General features: G+C 45.3%; 20 protein-coding genes. 9 read left to right on the forward strand and 11 right to left on the reverse strand.

The features are described from left to right. Nucleotides 1–200: 200 nt before the first annotated feature. From QUA80_RS04405 to QUA80_RS04425, 5 genes are all read right to left on the reverse strand, one after another. A complete protein-coding gene (locus tag QUA80_RS04405; RefSeq protein ID WP_333421780.1) occupies nucleotides 201–671 on the reverse strand; it encodes a hypothetical protein in 471 nt (156 codons plus the stop codon). After that, nucleotides 668–1,162, reverse strand: coding sequence for a papain-like cysteine protease family protein (locus QUA80_RS04410; protein ID WP_333421782.1), 495 nt, complete (start codon nucleotides 1,160–1,162; stop codon nucleotides 668–670). Before QUA80_RS04410 ends, QUA80_RS04405 begins: the two co-directional genes overlap by 4 nt. A gap of 136 nt (nucleotides 1,163–1,298) precedes the next feature. Continuing rightward, nucleotides 1,299–2,594 (reverse strand): dihydrolipoamide acetyltransferase family protein, encoded by a 1,296-nt coding sequence (locus tag QUA80_RS04415; RefSeq protein ID WP_333421784.1) that lies wholly within the window; start codon nucleotides 2,592–2,594, stop codon nucleotides 1,299–1,301. Between the two features lie 173 nt (nucleotides 2,595–2,767). After that, entirely contained in the window at nucleotides 2,768–3,208 is a 441-nt protein-coding gene (locus QUA80_RS04420) for a YlqD family protein (RefSeq protein WP_015179467.1), read from the reverse strand. A 151-nt stretch (nucleotides 3,209–3,359) separates the two neighbouring features. Further along, nucleotides 3,360–5,297, reverse strand: a complete 1,938-nt coding sequence (locus QUA80_RS04425; protein WP_333421786.1) for a long-chain fatty acid--CoA ligase — start codon at nucleotides 5,295–5,297, stop codon at nucleotides 3,360–3,362. A gap of 285 nt (nucleotides 5,298–5,582) precedes the next feature. Between QUA80_RS04425 and QUA80_RS04430 the strand changes: the two genes are divergently transcribed. Continuing rightward, a complete protein-coding gene (locus QUA80_RS04430) occupies nucleotides 5,583–6,554 on the forward strand; it encodes a leucine-rich repeat domain-containing protein (RefSeq protein WP_333421788.1) in 972 nt (323 codons plus the stop codon). Between the two features lie 8 nt (nucleotides 6,555–6,562). Here QUA80_RS04430 and QUA80_RS04435 read toward each other — a convergent pair whose 3' ends face one another. The 5 genes from QUA80_RS04435 to QUA80_RS04445 all read right to left on the reverse strand — a co-directional run bounded on the left by QUA80_RS04435 (nucleotide 6,563) and on the right by QUA80_RS04445 (nucleotide 8,824). Further along, nucleotides 6,563–6,865: a UPF0175 family protein gene (locus QUA80_RS04435; RefSeq protein ID WP_333421790.1), complete on the reverse strand. Its 303-nt coding sequence runs from the start codon at nucleotides 6,863–6,865 to the stop codon at nucleotides 6,563–6,565. A 221-nt stretch (nucleotides 6,866–7,086) separates the two neighbouring features. After that, the gene (locus tag QUA80_RS04440) at nucleotides 7,087–8,049 is read right to left on the reverse strand and encodes a hypothetical protein (RefSeq protein WP_333421792.1); all 963 of its coding nucleotides are present in this window, start codon (nucleotides 8,047–8,049) and stop codon (nucleotides 7,087–7,089) included. Nucleotides 8,050–8,258: 209 nt separating this feature from the next. Further along, nucleotides 8,259–8,456 carry an RQC domain-containing protein gene (locus QUA80_RS33680; protein ID WP_445302204.1) on the reverse strand — a complete coding sequence of 66 codons (198 nt, stop codon included), beginning with the start codon at nucleotides 8,454–8,456 and terminating at the stop codon, nucleotides 8,259–8,261. A 13-nt stretch (nucleotides 8,457–8,469) separates the two neighbouring features. Continuing rightward, nucleotides 8,470–8,652 (reverse strand): RecQ family zinc-binding domain-containing protein, encoded by a 183-nt coding sequence (locus QUA80_RS33685; RefSeq protein ID WP_445302199.1) that lies wholly within the window; start codon nucleotides 8,650–8,652, stop codon nucleotides 8,470–8,472. After that, nucleotides 8,636–8,824 (reverse strand): DEAD/DEAH box helicase, encoded by a 189-nt coding sequence (locus tag QUA80_RS04445; RefSeq protein WP_445302200.1) that lies wholly within the window; start codon nucleotides 8,822–8,824, stop codon nucleotides 8,636–8,638. Before QUA80_RS04445 ends, QUA80_RS33685 begins: the two co-directional genes overlap by 17 nt. Nucleotides 8,825–9,654: 830 nt before the next feature. Between QUA80_RS04445 and QUA80_RS04450 the strand changes: the two genes are divergently transcribed. The 8 genes from QUA80_RS04450 (at nucleotide 9,655) to QUA80_RS04485 (ending at nucleotide 19,330) form a co-directional block, all read left to right on the forward strand. Then, complete coding sequence (locus QUA80_RS04450; protein WP_333421794.1) at nucleotides 9,655–12,825, forward strand: peptidase domain-containing ABC transporter; 3,171 nt, start codon at nucleotides 9,655–9,657, stop codon at nucleotides 12,823–12,825. Nucleotides 12,826–12,991: 166 nt separating this feature from the next. Further along, on the forward strand, nucleotides 12,992–14,794 hold the full coding sequence (locus QUA80_RS04455) for an HlyD family efflux transporter periplasmic adaptor subunit (RefSeq protein ID WP_333421796.1): 1,803 nt from the start codon (nucleotides 12,992–12,994) through the stop codon (nucleotides 14,792–14,794). 115 nt (nucleotides 14,795–14,909) lie between these two features. Further along, nucleotides 14,910–15,380 carry a HetP family heterocyst commitment protein gene (locus tag QUA80_RS04460; protein ID WP_333421798.1) on the forward strand — a complete coding sequence of 157 codons (471 nt, stop codon included), beginning with the start codon at nucleotides 14,910–14,912 and terminating at the stop codon, nucleotides 15,378–15,380. 404 nt (nucleotides 15,381–15,784) lie between these two features. After that, nucleotides 15,785–16,042 (forward strand): hypothetical protein, encoded by a 258-nt coding sequence (locus tag QUA80_RS04465; protein ID WP_333421800.1) that lies wholly within the window; start codon nucleotides 15,785–15,787, stop codon nucleotides 16,040–16,042. 242 nt (nucleotides 16,043–16,284) lie between these two features. Beyond that, on the forward strand, nucleotides 16,285–16,542 hold the full coding sequence (locus QUA80_RS04470; protein ID WP_333421800.1) for a hypothetical protein: 258 nt from the start codon (nucleotides 16,285–16,287) through the stop codon (nucleotides 16,540–16,542). Between the two features lie 209 nt (nucleotides 16,543–16,751). After that, nucleotides 16,752–17,072 (forward strand): TonB-dependent receptor, encoded by a 321-nt coding sequence (locus tag QUA80_RS04475; protein WP_333421802.1) that lies wholly within the window; start codon nucleotides 16,752–16,754, stop codon nucleotides 17,070–17,072. Between the two features lie 122 nt (nucleotides 17,073–17,194). Continuing rightward, on the forward strand, nucleotides 17,195–18,961 hold the full coding sequence (locus tag QUA80_RS04480; RefSeq protein ID WP_333421804.1) for a GNAT family N-acetyltransferase: 1,767 nt from the start codon (nucleotides 17,195–17,197) through the stop codon (nucleotides 18,959–18,961). 45 nt (nucleotides 18,962–19,006) lie between these two features. Continuing rightward, entirely contained in the window at nucleotides 19,007–19,330 is a 324-nt protein-coding gene (locus tag QUA80_RS04485; protein WP_333421806.1) for a hypothetical protein, read from the forward strand. A 194-nt stretch (nucleotides 19,331–19,524) separates the two neighbouring features. Here QUA80_RS04485 and QUA80_RS04490 read toward each other — a convergent pair whose 3' ends face one another. Continuing rightward, nucleotides 19,525–19,668 carry a hypothetical protein gene (locus QUA80_RS04490; RefSeq protein ID WP_333421808.1) on the reverse strand — a complete coding sequence of 48 codons (144 nt, stop codon included), beginning with the start codon at nucleotides 19,666–19,668 and terminating at the stop codon, nucleotides 19,525–19,527. Nucleotides 19,669–19,696: the final 28 nt, after the last annotated feature.

Consider the following 19,696-nt stretch of genomic DNA (forward strand, 5'->3'; position numbering starts at 1 on the left):
TACTCACCCTTGTCTCGGGTGATTCACTTTTACCCCCTCAATCCGACTATGTGCCAGTTTGGGGTGCGGAATGTGGGCCACAAGAGTTTGATTGTTTTTTGACAGACAATTTAAAGGCCGCAACAGCTTAGTTGGTGGTTGACTGTATATTTACATTGTGCGAAACGCGGCTGAATTTCTCACAACAAAAAGTACGATCGCTACTCGACGGCATCGCCCTTAACATACAAAGATTCGAGAAACTTAACGGCTTCATCAAGCATAGCTTCCGGTAACTTCTCAACAATCGCTATCGCCCTTTGACGGGTTTCTCGATCGACTGCTTTTGATTGGTGCGAGTCAGTGTTTGCTAAACTGCTACTTTCAAATGGCTTTTGCTTGGATAAAGCTGTTTCTGGAGTGACAAAAACGCCAACATCTGCCGGAAGTTCGACAGTTTCTCGATTGTAGTATTTAACAACCTGAGCTGTTACATTCATCGCTACCCGCTGATTAAATCGGAAAACTTCTGAAAAAGTGCGATCGCCGCGAGTAGTCTGAAGTAAATGTTCTCCTACTTGATTGATTTCTGTTGTAAAAATAAATTTGTGTGTATCCGTACCAACTGACACCAAAACCTGGTGAGTATTAGGTTGCCTCGCAGGTTGAACAGACAAAACTTGCACTTTCATCGTATTAATGAGTAAACTGCTTGAAGGTTCCAGTAATTTAAAAACTCTTCTAATTCCATTTTATATTTTGTAGCATTCCAAGGGTCACGAATTATAATTTTTCCTGTATCGTCGAGTCCATCAACAATGACTATATGCCCTAAGTCAGCTAAAGTTTCCCACAAAATAGCAGCCCAAGAACCTGTGCTAATTAATACCTCAACTATTTCAGAATTTGTTGCCCCAGGAAGAGAAATAGTACCGCCTAACCAAAATCTAGAACTGGTTGCATCCAGAATATTGAGTGCGATTGCTAAATCTTCAGCACTTACAGGTACTCCAGTTTCAGCCGCAATTAAAGATTGGTTCGCACCATTAATTCCCCGATCGCCAAGAAGCATTTCACCGCAAGCAGGGCCACATGATAAATTATCTTGTTGTTGGACGACATCCCAAGCGGCTATTTCATCAATAACTTGCCAATTGCCACCGGCCCCAGACAATCCTGCCATAACATCAGTCTATCATTGCTCTATTTTATCTGCTTTACCAAACTGTGTCTATATTCGATAATGAGATATTTGATGAAAACACAGTCAAAATCTCCCTTTTACCTTCCTTGGGTAAAAGGGAAATTTAGGACGATCGCTAAAGCGTCAAAGACTGAGGATTTGTCTCAAGCAATTTTGCTAAATCTTGCAAGAATGCCGCAGCATCAGCACCGTAAATAATCCGGTGATCGCAAGTAATATTCACCTGCATTTGCCGCTTCACTCCCATCAAACCATCTTCATTAGCCACTACTTGCGGCCGCGAAGAACCGATCGCCAAAATCGAGCCTTGATTCGGCGGCAAAATGGCGTCAAACTTGTCTACTCCAAACATTCCCAAATTGGAAAGAGTAAAAGTTCCCGTGCTGTATTCATCAGGCTTCAACTGCTTGGTGCGGGCGCGATCGACTAAATCCTTCCAAGTGCGCGAGAGCGAATAAATATCGAGGCGATCGGCATTTTGCAGCACCGGCGTAATCAAACCGCCGCCGTCCATCGCCACCGCTACCGCCACATTAATATCAGCGCGGTATTGAATTCCCGACTCCACATAACAAGCATTCAGCAGAGGATGTTTTTGTAAAGTTACTGCTACAGCCTTCGCCAGCATAGCCGTCATCGTGACGCCCTTGGACTTAATTTGTTTGTAGAGTTTGTCCAGATTATCAGTAGTAATTGTGTAACCCACGCGGAAAGACGGCACGCTCAAACTTGCTTCCATATTCCGCACCACCGCATTTTGCAGCGCATTCATCGGTACTGTTTGGCCCGAAAGTGCGATCGCCGGGACTGGTGCGGGTGCGGGTTTTGCTGCGGCGGGGGCGGGTGCGGCGGGGGCGGGTGCGGGTGCTGCGGGGAATGTTACCGATTGCTGAACCGGAGCGGGTTGGGCTTTGCCGGCTGCTGCTTCCACATCCTCTGCGACAATGCGACCGTTGGGCCCGCTGCCTTTGATAGAATTCAAATCTACTTTAAACTCTTTGGCTAACTTGCGAGCGCGGGGAGAAACGACGCTGCGGCCGTTTTGGCGGCTGACATTTTGCTGCAAACCTGCTGACGATGTAGCTGCGCTGACAGGAGCGGGGCTGGGAGCGGGGGCGGCGGCTGCGGTTGGGGCGGCGGCTCCTTGCTGCTGAGCGACGGCGATTTCGGCTTCTGTTTCTGCTACTAGGGCGATTGCCGCCCCCACCGGAGCAACTTCGCCCGCAGGTACGATAATTATTGCTAAATAGCCTTCGTAGAAAGACTCCACGTCCATGTCGGCTTTGTCGGATTCAACCACCACCACCGTTTCGCCTTTTTCTACTTTGTCTCCGGCGGATTTGACCCAGGAAACAATTTTGCCCTCTGTCATTGTCGAACTCAGGGCTGGCATGAAAACTTCGCGAATCATCTGTAAAAAGTCCTTTTGTGTTGGTAATAGGTAATCGGTATTTGGCAATTGATCGTTGGCGATCGGCCACCGGCAATACTTATTATTATGCCAGTCTCTCGCATTCTTGATGTGTGACTGTTGACTTAAAATCAATTGCCAATTACCGATCGCCAATTACCACTTACCAATTTCTAAATATCACCTCGAATTTCTTCGACTATGCCGTCGCGGAGGAGAATTTCTACTTGCATTTTTTGAATCAAGTTTTCTCCGAGCCCGACAGTGAACGTGCCGTCAATTTGACCTTGACTCACTTCTTGTTCCAGGTCTAGCACCTGCACTTGCTGAAGCTGTTGCAGGTTTTGGTTTTTCTGTTCTAGCAGTTCGCTTTTTCTTTGATTCACCTGCACTTGAATGTTTTCTATTTGCTGCATTACTTGCGGGCCTGGGGGCTGCAGATTTTGCTTTTGGATTTCTGAAATCATCCGCTGCCCTTGCATTTCTAACTGTTGTAGCTGAGAGTCTATTTGGTTGATTTGGGCTTGGAGTTGCTGTTGAGCTTCTTCTTTCCAGCGGGGAGTAACGACGACTTTAACGTTAATCGATCGTTTCAAGAGTAATTGTGGTTCCATAAAGTTGTTGCTTGTCAATTAGGAATTAGGCATTAGTCATTAGTCATTAGTTGGTAAACATGAACTAATGGCCCAGGACTGAGGACTCGGACTCGGGACTCGGGTGTTGGGATAAATTTTTCTTTTCCATTCCCCAAGTCCTGCGAAGATTTCAAAACATCCCGTCAATCATATCGCGGTAGTGTTGCGTCACAACCGGGCGCTTAATTTTCAGGGTCTGGGTCAACATTCCATTTTCGATCGAAAATGGCTCCTGAATCAACCGGAACGGGCCGATGCGATCGTCCGCGCGGTATCCAGGGCGATTTTGCACCTCTCGGTTCAATTCTTTACGGAATAAATCTTGAATAGTCTTGCTATTCCAGTCAATTTCGTGTAAAGGGGGATTCTGAGTTTCTGCCCATTTCTGCACGGCTTCTGCATTGGGGACAATTAAGGCGCCGACGGATTTCTGGTCTTGACCTACTAGCATAATTTGGTCGATGTAGGGGCTGCGGACGCAGGCGTCTTCTATGGGCTGGGGTTCGATGTTTTCGCCGTTGCTGAGGACGATCGTATCTTTGGCCCGCCCGGTCAAGATTAAGTCGTTTCCCGGTGTCAGCCAGCCCAAGTCGCCGGTATCGAACCAGCCTTCGGGGTCGATCGCCTTGGCAGTCGCTTGGGGATTGAGATAGTAGCCCTGCATGATTTGCGGCCCCCGCGCCAATACTAAGCCGCGCTGGCCTGCGGGCAGTTGCTGTCTGGTTTCTGGGTCTACTATTTTAATTTCCGTTTGCGCGATCGGCTGACCTGCGGAACCTTTAAGATTGTGCCAAGGACGGCGCACAGTTAAAACCGGCGAAGTTTCGGTTAAACCGTATCCCACCAACAAGCCGATATTGGCTATTTCAAAGAAATTGTCTAAATGCGTTGCCAAAGAACCGCCGCCGCTAATCGCCCACTTAAAACGTCCTCCCGTAGCTTCCCTGACTTTTTTGTAAACCAATTTTTCGGCGAGGGCGTGGACGGGCCACAACAGGATGCTTTTGATGCGGGCGATGAGTTTTTCGGAAGCAGAAGCCGGTTTCAAACTGAGAGTTAATCCTTGGAAAATACGGCGTGCCTCGATGTATTGCTGGCTGGTAGATAACAGGAAATTCACCAATTTTTGTTTGTTAGGCGGCTGTTCCCGAAACTGCTTTTGTACTGCCTCATAAATCGATTCCCAGATGCGCGGAACACTGACCATGTACTGGGGTTTGCAAGTTTTAAAGTCTTGTTTGAAATAGCGAATACTGGTGTAAATTTGGGTGCATCCTTGGGAAAGCAGGAAGTATTCGACGGTGCGTTCGTAGGCGTGCCAACTGGGCAGAATGCTGAGGGCAGAGTCGCCCGGTTCGGGCTGGAGAATTGTGCCGAAGGTGGTGACTTGGTGCAGCAGATTGCCGTGAGTCAGCATGACGCCTTTGGGTTTACCTGTGGTGCCGCTGGTGTAGAGGAGGGTGGCGAGGGTTTGAGGCTTGTGGTTGGAGGGTTTGAGGGGACGGTTTGCCCCTGTGGTCATGACTTGGGAAAATTTGACTGTGTTGAGGGTTGGGCTGGCTTCGGGTTCTTCGTCGGAGAGGAGGACGATGAGTTGAATGGGCAAATCCGGGAGGCGGTGTTGCAGTTTTTTCAGTAATGCCCGGTTTTCGACTACCAAGGCGGTGCTGCCGCTGTCTTGGATGATGTACAAAAGTTCTTCGGGGTCGGCGGTGGCACCTCGAACGGCGTTGGCGGCCCCGGCCATCATGATACCTTGGTCGGCTATCAGCCAGCGGGGGCTGTTGTCTGCGAAGAAAGCGACGCGGGGAGGGACTGCTTCTTCGGGATTTGGTTCGATGCCGAGGGCTTGGAGGCCGGCGGCGAATTGCTGGATTTGTTGGTAGAGGTCGGTGTAGGTGAGTTTGATTTCTGGCTGGCTGTGGGGATCGTGGAGGGCGACGGTTTGACCGAATTTTTGTTTGACGATCGCCCAAATTTCGGGTATCGATCGAATGGAACTGTAATCGATCAGGCGACTGAGGTTAGCGCGATCGCGATCGGTCATTTGATAGGATGTGTTGTTCATAAGGATTTTTGCGATTTGTGTGAGATTAAAGTGTTGTTTGTGAATCTATTATTAATTTATATCTCAAGGGGCGCCATCGAACTCAGACAGTTTGCGTATCTGTCTGTACCTGAGAGAGGCTATTTTTTGTGAGTTGTTGTTATTTTTTCATCGATCGGGCTGAGGCAGAAACCGGATTTTTTGCAAAAATCTTCGCTCGCAGCCTTTAATATCGATAAAAAACCCGGTTTCTTTGGTATTTGATACGCAATTATCCATTTAGCAAACAAAGTTAAACAGAAATATATGAATTTACGAAAGTTGATAGTAGTTGCTTTGAGTGTGATCGTAGCGTTATCTGGAAATCTACTTTCCGCCGAAGTTGCACAGACACAAACGGGAAATAGTAGACGAACATTTGCCGATTGGTGTCGCCAAAAAGCTGATTTGAGTCCTGAAGCTAAACATACTGTTGAAGTGCTGCTGAAGCAAGCGGGGACTACTGAGTGCGATGTAGCTCATCAAAAACTTTCTAGTCTCGCAAACCTCAGCCTCGAAAACAATCAAATCAGCGACATCAAACCCCTAGCATCCTTGACTAACCTGAGTGTACTATCCCTCGACAACAATCAAATTATAGACATTAAACCGCTAGCATCCTTGACTAACCTGAAAGGGCTGAGCTTGAACGAGAATCAAATTATAGACATCAAACCGCTAGAATCCTTGACTAACCTGACTGAGATCCTCCTCAGCGACAATAAAATCAGCGACATCAAACCGCTAGAATCTTTGACTAATCTAACTTGGCTGTTCCTCAGCGACAATCAAATCAAAGATATCAAACCGCTAGAATCCTTGGATAACCTGACTGTGATCCCTCTCAAAAACAATCAAATCAAAGATATCAAACCGCTAGAATCCTTGACTAAACTGACTAGGCTGTTCCTCAGCGACAATGAAATCAGCGACATCAAACCGCTAGAATCCTTGACTAACCTGACTGTTCTCGGTCTCAACACCAATAAAATCAGCGAGATCAAACCCTTACAATCCTTGACTAAACTGGATTATCTCGATCTCGACAACAATAAAATCAGCGAGATCAAACCCTTAGAATCTTTGACTAAATTGACTGAACTACACCTCAGCAATAATCAAATCAGTGACATTAAACCTTTGCAATCCTTGACAGAATTGCGTGCTTTATATCTCAACGAAAATCCAATTTATCCCAAAACTTGTCCTCTCAAGCCAGAGTCTATCTGTAAGTGGTAACTCTAGAATTAAATGCTAAAACTTTCCCACAGTTCGGAAATAGGGTGTACTTTGCCTTCTTTAATTTGCTGGAGGGAGGTGCGGAGGCTGGCTAAGACGAGTTCGGCAGGCTCGTCATCGGGATCTGCGGGCGGCGTGACAATATGGCGGCTGATTAATAGTTGGTAGAAGTCGTCCACAGACATTACAGCGAGTTGAGCGGCTTTATCGAGACGGAGGCTGTGCTGCTGATAAAGTACGATCGCCAATTCTATCCTCACATCGGCTTCAGTCAGGTGGAGATTGTCGGGAAGGTCGATCGTAATTTGCATGATTTATAGTACCTTTTAATTTCGATTGTCTCTGAAGTGCGATCGTTACAGATTCATTAAACTTTGATTCATTCGCTGTATTCTTCAAGATTAAAACGAGTAGATATGTCAGCACTTTAACATAGCTGGGTGCTTAGGGCACACCTTACCCCACAATAAAATTGAACTATGAGTGGAACAGGCATCTTGCCTGTTCATGAAACTCGTGCAATATCTCAGATTTAAGCGACCTGGCGCCGTGCATCAACCATCGGCGCAGTACCAAACAAATGTCTGAGATAACTGCGACTGAGCTCGCGGTTCCAGCGCCGCAGACGCACCATCACTCGCGTGAATGTAAAAGTCAATTCCAACACCAAAGAAAGCTGTTTGAGACTGAGTGAAGTGTTAAACACATCGTTGCCGTGCGTGCGTTCAATCTGATGGTGTTTCAGCAAAGCAATCAGGTTTTTGGTAGAGCCTTTCAGTTGATTAAAATAACTCTGGGAGAATGCCCAGCGGCTGAAACCCCAAAACTTAGCCAAATGATTGATCTCATCCTGTAAAGGCTGGGAAATTGCCTGTTGCAGCGCTCCTGTTGAGTGTACCATCAACCATAAATAAACAGAAGTAGCTCCCCACTCGGTACTCAGGCGACTAATCACGTGTTTGTAGGTATCTTGCCAAGCGTCACCTGTGGATTGACAACCATTCACAGAGTTGGGTTTAACTTGCAGTTTTTCCCCTGTAAGTTGCTGGTAAATTTTCCTAAATGTCGGGCAATGTTGGCGTTCTTCTTTTTCCCAAACACCTATCTCTAAAATGTTGCCGTTGTCATCAAAAATTCCTCCCATAAACCGCGCCATTTGCGGGTAAATATGCTGTAAGTAACACCAACTTTCTCTACCGTAGCTGCGGATGGGAGCTTCAATTTCTGCCGCACTTGCCAAAATTTGTAAAAAGATTTCTGGCTTGACACCAATAATTTGGTCGCGATTGATTCCTTGCCAATCTATGGGTTCCCAAGGGCGGGGATGCGGGGCGGAAAATTGCTGGGGGAGGTCGGAAAGTCGATCGCTCAAAACTTCCAATGACATATAATGGTCGATCAGGGAGTTAATCCTGGCCCGACTTTGCAAGTAGCGAGGGCTTTGATACTGATTTCCAGCCAAATCAATTGTATGCACCTTACCAGTAGCTTTCATTGTTTCTGCCTGTTCCTAACTTTTACAGCTATTGTGCAAAAGGCATTTGGGAAGTCGCAATGAGTAACGTGCAGGCTGCTCAATTACTAGCAGTTGCCTCGACTGATCCGAACTCAGGTGAAACGGCATGAAGTAGGGTGAACTAAACAACAGATGATACGGCTCAGATGTGCCGAAGAGTAGCCTTCCTCCCATAAATCGTCTATACTTCAGTCTTGACGAATTCCATAAGTAGAAAGTTGGTGGTGCTGGTCTTGCAAAAATTTTTGATTTTTAGAACCGCGCAGCACGTCTATAGCAATCCTCGCATCATTTGTAAATTTCTTAATCCCTACCCGCGGGTTCGGGGAGAGTTGGGGTGGGGTAAAAAATTTACGGCTCCTGCAAGGATTGCTATATAATGCAATTCATGCCGAATTTTTATTTGCACCGCGCCACGCCAGAAAGAAATTTTATAGCCTCAATTGTCAAGTCTTCTACTGGTATTTGATGGCAAAAGTTGTCGCAATTGCCGCAATTTCCTGTAAATAAATCCCCCAAATAATTTAACTGGATTGTGCAGCGGCAATCGTTGGATTCTGCATAGTTAATTACTCGCCACAAGTGTCTGACCTTGCATCACAGCAATTAACGGCGAAATCACCACCCTCAATCCGCGTTTCAACAGTGTCGGTAATTGAAAATACAAAGACTTGCCACTGCCCGTCGGCCTGACAATCATCATATCCCGTTTTTGTGAAGCAGCTTCGACAATTTCCTGCTGCTCCGGGATCAAAGAGTCATAGCCAAAAAAATGTTTGAGAACTTATTCCAGGGACAGCGGCACAGCAGATGTTGGCGGATTCGACCCGGACATTTGCAGTAATTGGTTGTTGGATTTTACACTATGCCATGCTTTTGGAGAACAAATACACTAAGGGCGATCGCACAAAATTCGTTAAGCAGAGAAAACGATACTTTTAATCGTGGTTTAGACGGATAGTGATGGGTATCGATAGTCATGGGTTTGGACCCTCACAGAAGTCACCCCCAAATGGAAGACCGTTATCAAAAGCAGAATTTTCCATTTTACTTTAATTGGTTACATACCCAGATTAGATGGTCAATTAATTGCTTTAATTGCTGCTACAAACTAACAGCAATCAATATTTCTTTACAATGTTCGGAATCGGGACTTCACAAACGAGCGTCGAAAATTGATGGTTTTTGAATTCTGAATGTCAATTTATGTGTATATATACGTATACCGGGCACAACAGTTACCTTCCCAGCTTCACAGAATCTTTATAAATATCCGTATGATTACGGTAAATTTATAAAGATTAGGTAAAGATTACCCTTAAAGGTAGCCCAAATCACGATTCTGTAAGTTAAACTGGGAGCCAGCCAAAACCACACTTACGTAATCACCACATAATCCTGAAAAAACGCAATTTTATAGATCCTAAAGGCGTTGAAGGGATGCCGTAACTAAGGGGTATTAGTCTGACATATCGACAAGCAGTTTTTAAGCCAACTAGGTTGCAACTAAACCAATAAAAATTTCTCACAACCGGGTTAGTTGTCATTCAAAAAAATTGAAACAAGTTTTTTACAGGGTAAGTTATGCACAACAATTTAGGGGTTAAAAATCACATTTTTAAAACCCAAGAAGCCTTGGGAAATTTCCCGGATATTCAGAAAAAATTCGAGGAAGTCGGTGCAGTACCGGCATTAGTGGCGAAATTAAATACAGCCTGTGAAATTTGCGAGTTTCAACTCGGAGATGAAATCACTCAATATCAAACATCAGATAATAGCAACAATTTCATTAACAAAGAACAGAGCGATTCCCTACGGGATAGCTTCGCTTCACGCTATTTTTATTTAGTTTGCGAGGGAAGAGTCAGGCTGCTAGCGGTAGAATCGTCTAAACAGCAGGAAATTTCGGCGGTGGTACTGGAAGTCGGAGCAATTTTTGGGACAGAAGACTTATTGATTGAAAACGTACTTCCTTACAGGGCAATTGCAGCCGGTACTTGCCAAATCGGTCGAATTGCGGCTACCACATTGGAGCTGATTTTAGAGGAATTCCCGCAACTGCAACAGCACTTGCAGCAAGAATTCAAACAGCGAGATCGCTTAACGTTTTTCAAGACGCAAACAGATTTGCGATCGCTCGCTCCCCACCAACAGCAGCTTCTGTGGCCTCACTTACTTGCTTACATAGAAGAAAGCCGAATTCCTGCCGGAGTTTCCCTCGCTGAGCATTGCCAAAACTCCAACAATCATTTTTGGCTCCGCAGCGGTCAAATTCAAGGTCAAGCACCGCCAAGTCTCGGCAGTAACTGGGAACATTCAGATGTAAAGAGCGACTGGATAGCGGTAACAGACCTGCTAATTTACCAGCTTGGCAGCGAACAGTGGGAAATCGCCAAAGCCACAATTAGTTCCGAAAGCAATTCCCCCCCGAAAATCATCCGCAAACCTCCAATTTTAAGCTTAGTAACGCCGCCGCAAGATGCCAGATCTACCTCACAAACCGAGCCATCAAAATTAATTGCTGTTGCTCAGCAAAAACCCGCAGCCGGAATCATCAGCTTTCCCAAACCCAAGCAGCGGCGCTGGTTGAGCAGCAGATACCCATTCATTCAACAACAGAGCACAGCAGATTGTGGAGCTACTTGCTTAGCGATGATTAGCGAATATTGGGGTAAAAAATTCAGCCTAAATTACTTGCGCGAACTGGCAGAAATCGGCCGCAGCGGCGCGTCGCTCAAGAATCTGGCAAAAGCAGCGGAAAGGATGGGATTTCAAACCCGTCCCGTGCGAGCTTCTTTAACTCCGCTGCGAAATCAAAATCCCTGGATTGCTCACTGGCAAGGCAATCACTACGTGGCCGTTTACCGCTTTAAAAATCAACAGGTTTTAGTTGCCGATCCGGCGGCGGGCAAGCGGTGGATGAGCATTAAAAGTTTTAGCGAAAATTGGACTGGGTACGCCCTAATTTTAGACCCGACAGCGGAACTATACCGCAATCACGCTGCCGAACATCAAGGCATCAAACTTAAAGATTTTGTTGGCATAGTCTGGCCATACCGCGCTGCGATCGCCCAAATTCTGCTCCTCTCCTTGTTGCTCCAAATATTTGGTCTAGTTACTCCCCTATTTACCCAAGTAATTCTCGACCAAGTGGTTGTCAGCAAAAGCGTAGTAACTCTGCACGTTTTTGCGCTCGGACTGCTGCTGTTTAGTGTTTGGCGAACGCTGTTGGGTGCAACGAGACAGTATTTGCTGGATTATTTGTCGAACCGCATTGACGTGACTTTAATTAGCGGCTTTATCAGTCACACTCTCAGTTTGCCGATCAAGTTTTTTGAATCTCGTCAGGTGGGCGATATCTTGACGCGGGTTCAGGAAAATCAAAAAATTCAGGCATTTTTGACTCGCCAAGCTATTACGGCTTGGTTGGATGCTTTGATGGCTGTAGTTTACATCGGACTGATGGTTTACTATAACTGGCGTCTGGCGTTGTTGGTGCTGGCGTTGATTCCGCCGATCGTGATTTTGACTTTAGTGGCAACTCCCTTTCTGCGAAAATTGTCCCGGGAGATTTTTACCGAAAGTGCCAAGCAAAATTCATCCTTGGTGGAAATGATTACTGGGGTGGCGACGGTTAAGGCAACTGCTGCTGAGCGAGAAATGCGCTGGCGCTGGGAAGACCAATTAACTTGCATGGTTAATGCTAAATTTCGCGCGCAGAAGTTGGCTAATTCTTTGCAGGTGATCGGGGGTGGGATTAATACTTTGGGCAGTACGGCTTTGCTGTGGTACGGGGCAATGCTGGTGATTCAAGACGAGTTGACGATCGGTCAATTTGTCGCTTTTAATATGATGATTGGGAGCGTGATTTCTCCTGTGCTTTCAGTGGTGGGACTTTGGGATGAGTTTCAAGAAGTGCTCGTTTCGATCGAGCGTTTGGATGATGTATTCTCGGCCACACCTGAAGAAAGCCCTTACAAGCCAATGCTGGTGCTGCCTCGCATTCAGGGAAACGTCAAGTTTGACAATGTTTCTTTTCGTTATTCTCAGGATGAGGAACGCAATACGCTGCAAAATCTTTCCTTTGAGGTGCAAGCTGGAGAAACTGTGGCAATTGTCGGCCGCAGCGGTTCCGGTAAGAGCACTTTGGTAAAGCTGCTGCAAGGTTTCTATTATCCAGAAAAGGGGCGGCTGACAATTGACGGCCACGATATTCGGCACATTTCTTTGCAGTCGCTGCGAGTTCAGTTGGGTGTTGTTCCTCAAGATTGTTTCTTGTTTTCGGGAACGATTTTGGAAAATATTACGCTGTATAAAAATGGAAACGATGCGGCTTCTGCAAGCTTGGAAGAGGCGATAGAAGTGGCGAAGCTAGCAGAAGCTCACGCTTTTATTCAAGATATGCCGCTGGGTTATCAAACTCCTGTGGGGGAAAGGGGAACGAGTTTGTCTGGGGGCCAGCGACAACGAATTGCGATCGCCCGCGCTCTTTTGGGCGATCCCCGAATTTTGATTTTGGACGAAGCAACTTCTTCGCTGGATACCGAGTCTGAGCGCAGGTTCCAGCAAAATCTCGCCCGCATTAGCCGCGATCGCACTTCGTTTATTATCGCTCATCGGTTGTCTACGGTGCGTAATGCCGATCGAATTTTGGTTCTAGACAAAGGCATTTTATCCGAACAAGGCAACCACGACGAATTGATGGCTGAACGCGGACTTTACTATCACCTCGCTCAGCAACAACTCGATATTTAAGTCATCAGTCATCAGTCATCAGTCATCAGTCATCAGTAATTAGCAACCAACACAAAACTAAAGATCGTTTTCACTGACTCCTGAATTCTAATTTCTGACTCCTGACTGATAGATCCTAAAAACTGCAAACTGCCAACAGCCAACAGACTAATTTGGAGGAAAGACAATGTTTTCAGAAGATGTCCAAGAATTAGGCCGCGATCCTGATGCAATAGGTGAAGTCTATGGGGGAGTAGCTTCAAGACAAAACAAAGAAGCCAGAAAAAAAGACCGCTCTTTAGAAGTAGTAGAATCTCAAAATCGCTCTTCTCAAACTCATGATAGTAGCAATATTGCCAAGTTACAGCAGCCTGATGCTAATAATTGGTCTACTTCTTTGCACTCGGTACTCGACCAACCACCAGTATCTTTTCCCCAGCGCTTGATATTAGGAGGAATGGTTTTTTCTGTAGCTTTTGGAGCGTGGGCAACTTTGGGAAAAATCGATCAAGTCGGTCACGCTCAGGGCAAATTAGTTCCCAAAGGTGCTGTTTACAAAATTCACCCGACGGACACGGGAAAAATTATTAACCTCCCCATCAAAGAAGGTCAAAAAATCAAAGCTGGACAATTATTGGCCGAATTAGACCCGTCGAATGCCCAGAGCGAGGTGGAGCGTCTTGATAAAATTCTGGACGCTTATCGAATTCAATTGGTGCAGCAGATTAGTTCGATCGAGAGAACTCGACTGGAAGTTGAAGCGAGCCAAGCTATTGCTGCTGCAGACCAGCGGGGGGCTGAAGCTGCGATCGCCCGCGCTCGCGCTTCAGCGGCCACCACGCAGTCTCAAATCGAGCAATTGCAAACAGATTTAGTGTCTCAGCAAGCGCGCAAGCAACAGCTCAAACCTCTGGAAAAGAATGTGCAAGACTTGCTCTGGCAACTGAAAACAGATATTAACTCGCAGCAAGGGCGGCGCGAGCAGGTGAAACCTTTGCAAAATCAGACTCAAGAATTACTGGGGCAATTGCAAGCAAAAGTAGCGGCTCACAAAGAGCGGATAGGGCGTCTCAAACCTTTGGTAGATGAGGGAGCGCTGTCAAAAGATGTACTGTTTCAAGCTGAGGAAGCTCTGCGAGAAAGTGAAAATGCGGTGATTAGAAGCCAGTTGGGGGAGAAAACTCAGGCTGACGATCGCGCCTTTGAAGTCGAGCAAACCGTTCGCGACAGGCAAAGTGCTGCCATCAGGAGTCAACTGTCTGAGGCAACTGGGGTTAAGGAAAGGTTGTTTGAAGTCGAGCAAAATTTGCGCGATCGAACTAGCGCCATTTCTAGAAGCCAAGGTGAATTAGCCCAACAACTGGCAGAAGTCGATCGACTGCAAGCCGAAGCCTCCAGCAAACAAGCAGCAGCGCGCCAAATGCAGTTAGAAAAAGAGCAAAAAATTCAGCAGTTGGAAATGGAATTAAATCAAGTCAAATCCAAAATTGCCGAAACCCAAACCCTGCTCGATCAAGCAAAAAATAAGCTCAAACAAAGATTTATCTACGCACCAGTCAGCGGAGTAATTTCCGCACTCAACATTCACAACATCGGCGAAGTAGTTCAACCGGGTCAAACTATTGCAGAAATGACTCCGAATCATGCTCCTCTGGTGCTCGAAGTCAGTTTGCCGAACCGAGAAGCGGGATTTGTCAAAACCGGAATGCCGGTGCAAGTCAAATTCGATGCTTTTCCCTATCAAAATTACGGCGTGATTCCGGGAAAAGTTGTATCGATTTCGCCGGATGCCAAAACAGACGAGCGGTTGGGTGTTTTTTACCGGGTGGAAGTGAGTATCGATCGAGACTCAGTGAAAGCCAAAAATCAAACCTGGAAACTCAAAGCTGGCCAAACAGCTACTGCGGAAATTGTCATCCGCCAGCGCAGCATAGCCGACATTTTGCTTGACCCTCTCAAGCAGCTACAAAAAGGCGGCATGAGTTTGTAGAAATTAGTCATTAATCATTAGTCATTAGTCAGCAGTCAACAGTCAGCAGCCAACAATCAACAGTCAACAGTCAACAGCCAACAGTCTACTAATTTACGCAAAACAGGATAAAACGATGAATTCCCAATTTCACCATTCTACGAGTCATTCCCAAGTTGGAATCAAACCCGAACAATTGGATGAGATAATTGCAGCGATTCTGGCAGGAAAGTATTCTTGGGCTTGTTTTTTACTTTTGCGGTGCACCGGTTACAACCCCCTCGACTATATCCCTTACCGTACTTCCAACCGCTTGCTGAAGGAAAACAGTCAAATCAGCAAGTCGAGTAAATCGGAAACTAAGCCTGCATTGGGGAAAATTGCGGATTTAGATTATGTGGAAGTGGTGAGGGAAAAACGAGCCGGAGTTCGAGGGGGTTATGTAACTGAGGCTTTTAGCGAGCTGCACTCAGATACCAGAGGTTTTGGACTTGAAGTCAAGGAAGGGCAATATCTCTCGATGCCGAAGGTTGAGTATTTGCCAATTCCAAGTCAAGGATTTTTTGCTGGATTTAAGACGCGCTGGTTTAATTGGGCGGGTAAGTAATTTAGTCGATTGACCGACAACCCGATTGCGGGCGTTGGGTGTACCAGTTTTTTGGTTGACTCACCGCAGGCGATCGGGTTTTTGAGTATCGAAAATCCGCGCTTTCGATAAATCTGCCAAAATGGCAACCTTAGCCAAAGTAATTACTTTATACTCAGAAACCCGATTTTAGCTATTGTGGATTTATACTGCTTTGCGATCGAGTCTAATACAGTTATTCGTCTGTTTCGGCAATGCCCGTCCTACTCAATTTGATTGAGTAGCCTACCTTTTTGGTTTTCAGTACCGATCAAAATTAATCTGCCAAAATGGCAACACAGGTCAAATTATCTTAGCTATCTTAAATACAGAACAACCACAGGTTGCTTCTAGCAAACAAATCACAAAAAACAAGGACAAAAGCCATGATTATTTCCGATCTGAACTACTTGGAAACTGCTGAAACTTCTGTTGTTGGTGGATTCAACTTGGGCTATGACTTTAGCAAAATCTATTTCAATGAATACTTTGCAATCAAAAAAGACGTTGTGTCGAAGACCTATGTCAAGGGTAATCTTGCTACTGCGGAAGCTGATGCTTATGGTTACGATACTTTGACCCAAACCTTCGCTATTGTCACTCCAACCTCTTCTACTAGCGTCTCGGTAGCTGCTACCAACTAATCCTTAGTAGTTGTTAGTTTGAGAATGAAATAAATAGCCGAAATAGAGGGCATCCTAGCTGAGGATGCTCTTTGTTTCAATCGCTTTCAATCCGTGACCAACTTGCCTATTTTGTTGTCAGAAACAGTCAAAATTAATCTGCCAAAATGGCAACACAGGTCAGATTATCCTAGCTATCTTAAATACAGAACAACCACAGGTTGCTTCGAGCTACAAACTCACAAAAAACAAGGACAAAAGCCATGATTATTTCCGACCTGAACTACTTGGAAACTGCTGAAACTTCTGTTGTTGGTGGATTCAACTTGGGCTATGACTTTAGCAAAATCTATTTCAATGAATACTTTGCAATCAAAAAAGACGTTGTGTCGAAGACCTATGTCAAGGGTAATCTTGCTACTGCGGAAGCCGATGCTTATGGTTACGATACTTTGACCCAAACCTTCGCTATTGTCACTCCAACCTCTTCTACTAGCGTCTCGGTAGCTGCTACTAACTAATCCTTGCTCGTCAAATAGTAGGGCTATTTCATTCTCATCTACTAAACAAGAAAAAAATCTTGAGTTAGTAGATGAAATGGATATAGCTCTACTTAAAATACGCCGGAAAACAACTGGATCTAGAGATAGTTTATGACTCTCTTTTAGAAAGAAGTTTAAGGAGTAATCTGAAAGTAATTGAGTTTGCCGATAAATCAGGTGGCACAAGCATGAAAAATCTATTAATCATCTCTGACTTAAGTTATTTAGAACCAATTAACGAAAGCAGCCTTGTAATAGGTGGTGGCAATGTTTACGCTGATACATTCGCGACAACAACAGCAGGTTATGGATCTGCCATCGCTGTTGCAGGTGGACTTGCCATTGGTGATGAGACTTATACAAATACTAGGGCTAACACAACGGTTAAAGATTTGGGTAGTCTTGAGTATAGTAGAGCCTCTGCAACAGGCACAGCCTATGCAAAGACTGGAAACCAAACTGCTTCATCTACAATTCGCAGCACTTCAATTTCATTTTTTGGGCATTAATAATCTCACCAGATAGGAAGAGGATGGATAATGCTGGGTTTCAGACATCCTCTCAGGAGGATTAGGAGGATCTAGTCTTAACGGACAAATATGGCAAGTATAATTGGTGAGGGAAAAATTATATGCAGATTGAGAAAATTGATAATTTTGAAACATTTAAGAAAATCAGAGAAAATTGGGATTCTGTATACGCGGCCGATCGTCAGGCTCAGTTCTTCTTATCCTGGATTTGGTTATCTGGATGGTTGCAGATGGTGCATGAGCCGTGGTTCATATTAGCTGCCAAACCAGATACCCACGATTCATCCTATGTGGCTTTTTTCCCTCTAAAAATTTTATTAACCCACCAGGATGGAGGCGGCTTTGAAACTGAAATCTGCATGGCAGGAAATAGCATGGCAGATTACACAGGACTTATTTGCCTGCCTGGTTATGAAGAAGAGGTAATTCCTGCTTTTGCTGCTTACATCCAGCAAAAGTTAGTATGGTCTAGTTTCAATGTAAAAAGTATTCTAGAAACAGATACACGGATGTCTCTCTTCTTGAGTAATTTCTCTGGCGATAGTTTTGAACTCAGTCAACTCCGCATTCAAAGTGTGAATGGAGAAGATCCCGATATTTATCTTGCTCCTTATGTTTCATTACCAGATGACTGGGAGCAATATCTGCAAAACTACGTCGGTGTCAATACTCGTCAAAAAATCAGACGCTTTTTAAGGAAAGTTGACAGATCTGATGAGTTTTATATCACCCACGTTGACGCAGAGAATTTGGAATCTCATATTGAGATACTACTCAAATTATGGGAGTCCAGATGGAAAAAGCAAAAAGGGGATACCTTTGAGGTAATCATGGGTTACAATCGCCTTATTTTACGTCATTGTTTTGAAAATAACTGTCTGTATCTTTCGGTTCTGTGGCAAGGAGACAAACCTTTAGGGGCGATCGCTAACTTTGTTGATTTTCAGCAAAAATCCATGCTATTTGTGATTACAGGTCGCGATCAAACCTTTAAAAATCCTCCACCTGGGCTGATCCTCCATGCTGATGCGATCCGATACGCGATTCAAAATGGATTTAAAGTGTACGACTTTTTAATGGGCAATGAGGAATATAAGTATTCTTTTGGAGCTAAAGATCGGCACATTCAGCATATCGTAGCCACATACAAGAATGGCCAGAACAGACAACAGGATGTTAGGGCTCTTCTTCCTTTAGCACTTCAGCTCGCTGTTCGGGATCATAGATCGAACCGACTCACCAAAGCTGAACAGGGATACCATCAGATTCTGAAAGCTCAATCAAATCACCCAGAAGCACTCTATGGACTGGGGGTGCTGATGAGGCAAAAAGGCGAGTACCAAACTGCCGAAAATTTCCTGAAAAATCTGCTTCAGGTGCAGCCAAATTCAATCAAGGCTCTATTTGGTTTGGGGAATTTATATCAAGCTCAAGATCGGTTATCCGACGCGATAGAAGCCTATCATCAAGTCTTAGCTCTACAGCCTGATGCGATCGCCGCATACAATAACCTTGGCTATGCTCTACAGCAGCAAGGCCAATCGGAAGATGCGATCGCCTGTTATCAAAAAGCACTAGAACTACAGCCTGATTGCGTTGAAGCTGACGTGAACTTAGCCAATGCGCTTCATGCTCAAGGAAAGCTCTCCCCAGAGAAACAAGCTCATTACGCGGCAACGAACAACGATTTAGGCTCGAAATGTAAACAGGCAGGCGATTTGAAAACAGCGATCGCCTACTATCGCCAATCCCTCTCTATGAAACCAGATTTAGCAGAGGCTCACTATAATTTGGCTCTGCTGCTGCAAGAACAAGGTGAACATCAAACTGCAACTATCTGCGATCAAAAAACTCCCATGCCAGCCTAGTAGTCCCCCAAGTTAGTTTTGATTAGTTTAAAAACAAGGAGCATTATGTTGATATTTGATTTGTCCTACCTCGAAAATGTTTCAGAAAACGACTTGATTTTAGGTGGTGCTGTATTGGGATTGGATGCCTTTTCATCAGTGGACAGTGGAAACACTTTGACTGCTACAGACATTATTTTGAGAAACAAAGGTAAAGTTACGAAAGCAACGGGTACAGGAACCGCTATAGCGATTGGCACTGATCCTCTAGCTGGTGTTGATGTTTACTACGCAGGCTTTGATAAAGTGAAAATCAAAAGTAATTCAGGAACAGGAGCAAACTATGCTTATGAGACTGTTACTGTCAAGGCGATGGACTTGCCACACTAACTTTCAGGGCTTGTAGTCAGGGCTTAAGTTCTTTTTAGCTTTTAATTATTGACCACTACGTCAGGGGTACGAGCGGGTTTCAGCCGAGGAAAAAGCCGATCGCCCCAACTCGCTGAATGCCAATTCTAATTACTTCCGCATCATGGCAGGTGCAGGGCGATCGCGATCGCCCTGCACCTGCCATGACTCCGCATCTATTCGATCGCGATCGTATTCAAATCGGCCAAATCCGTCGCCTTCCAGGCTGATGCAAGCCCCTCCAACTGCCGTTCCAAGTCCCCTCCCATCCGGTCAACCACAGTCATCAAACTGCTGCCAAACCCCGCTCTGCAAATCAAAATTCAGGAACGGGAGCAGCGGTGTGTC

It is taken from the genome of Microcoleus sp. F4-D5, from assembly GCF_036704885.1.
Lineage (GTDB): Bacteria > Cyanobacteriota > Cyanobacteriia > Cyanobacteriales > Microcoleaceae > Microcoleus.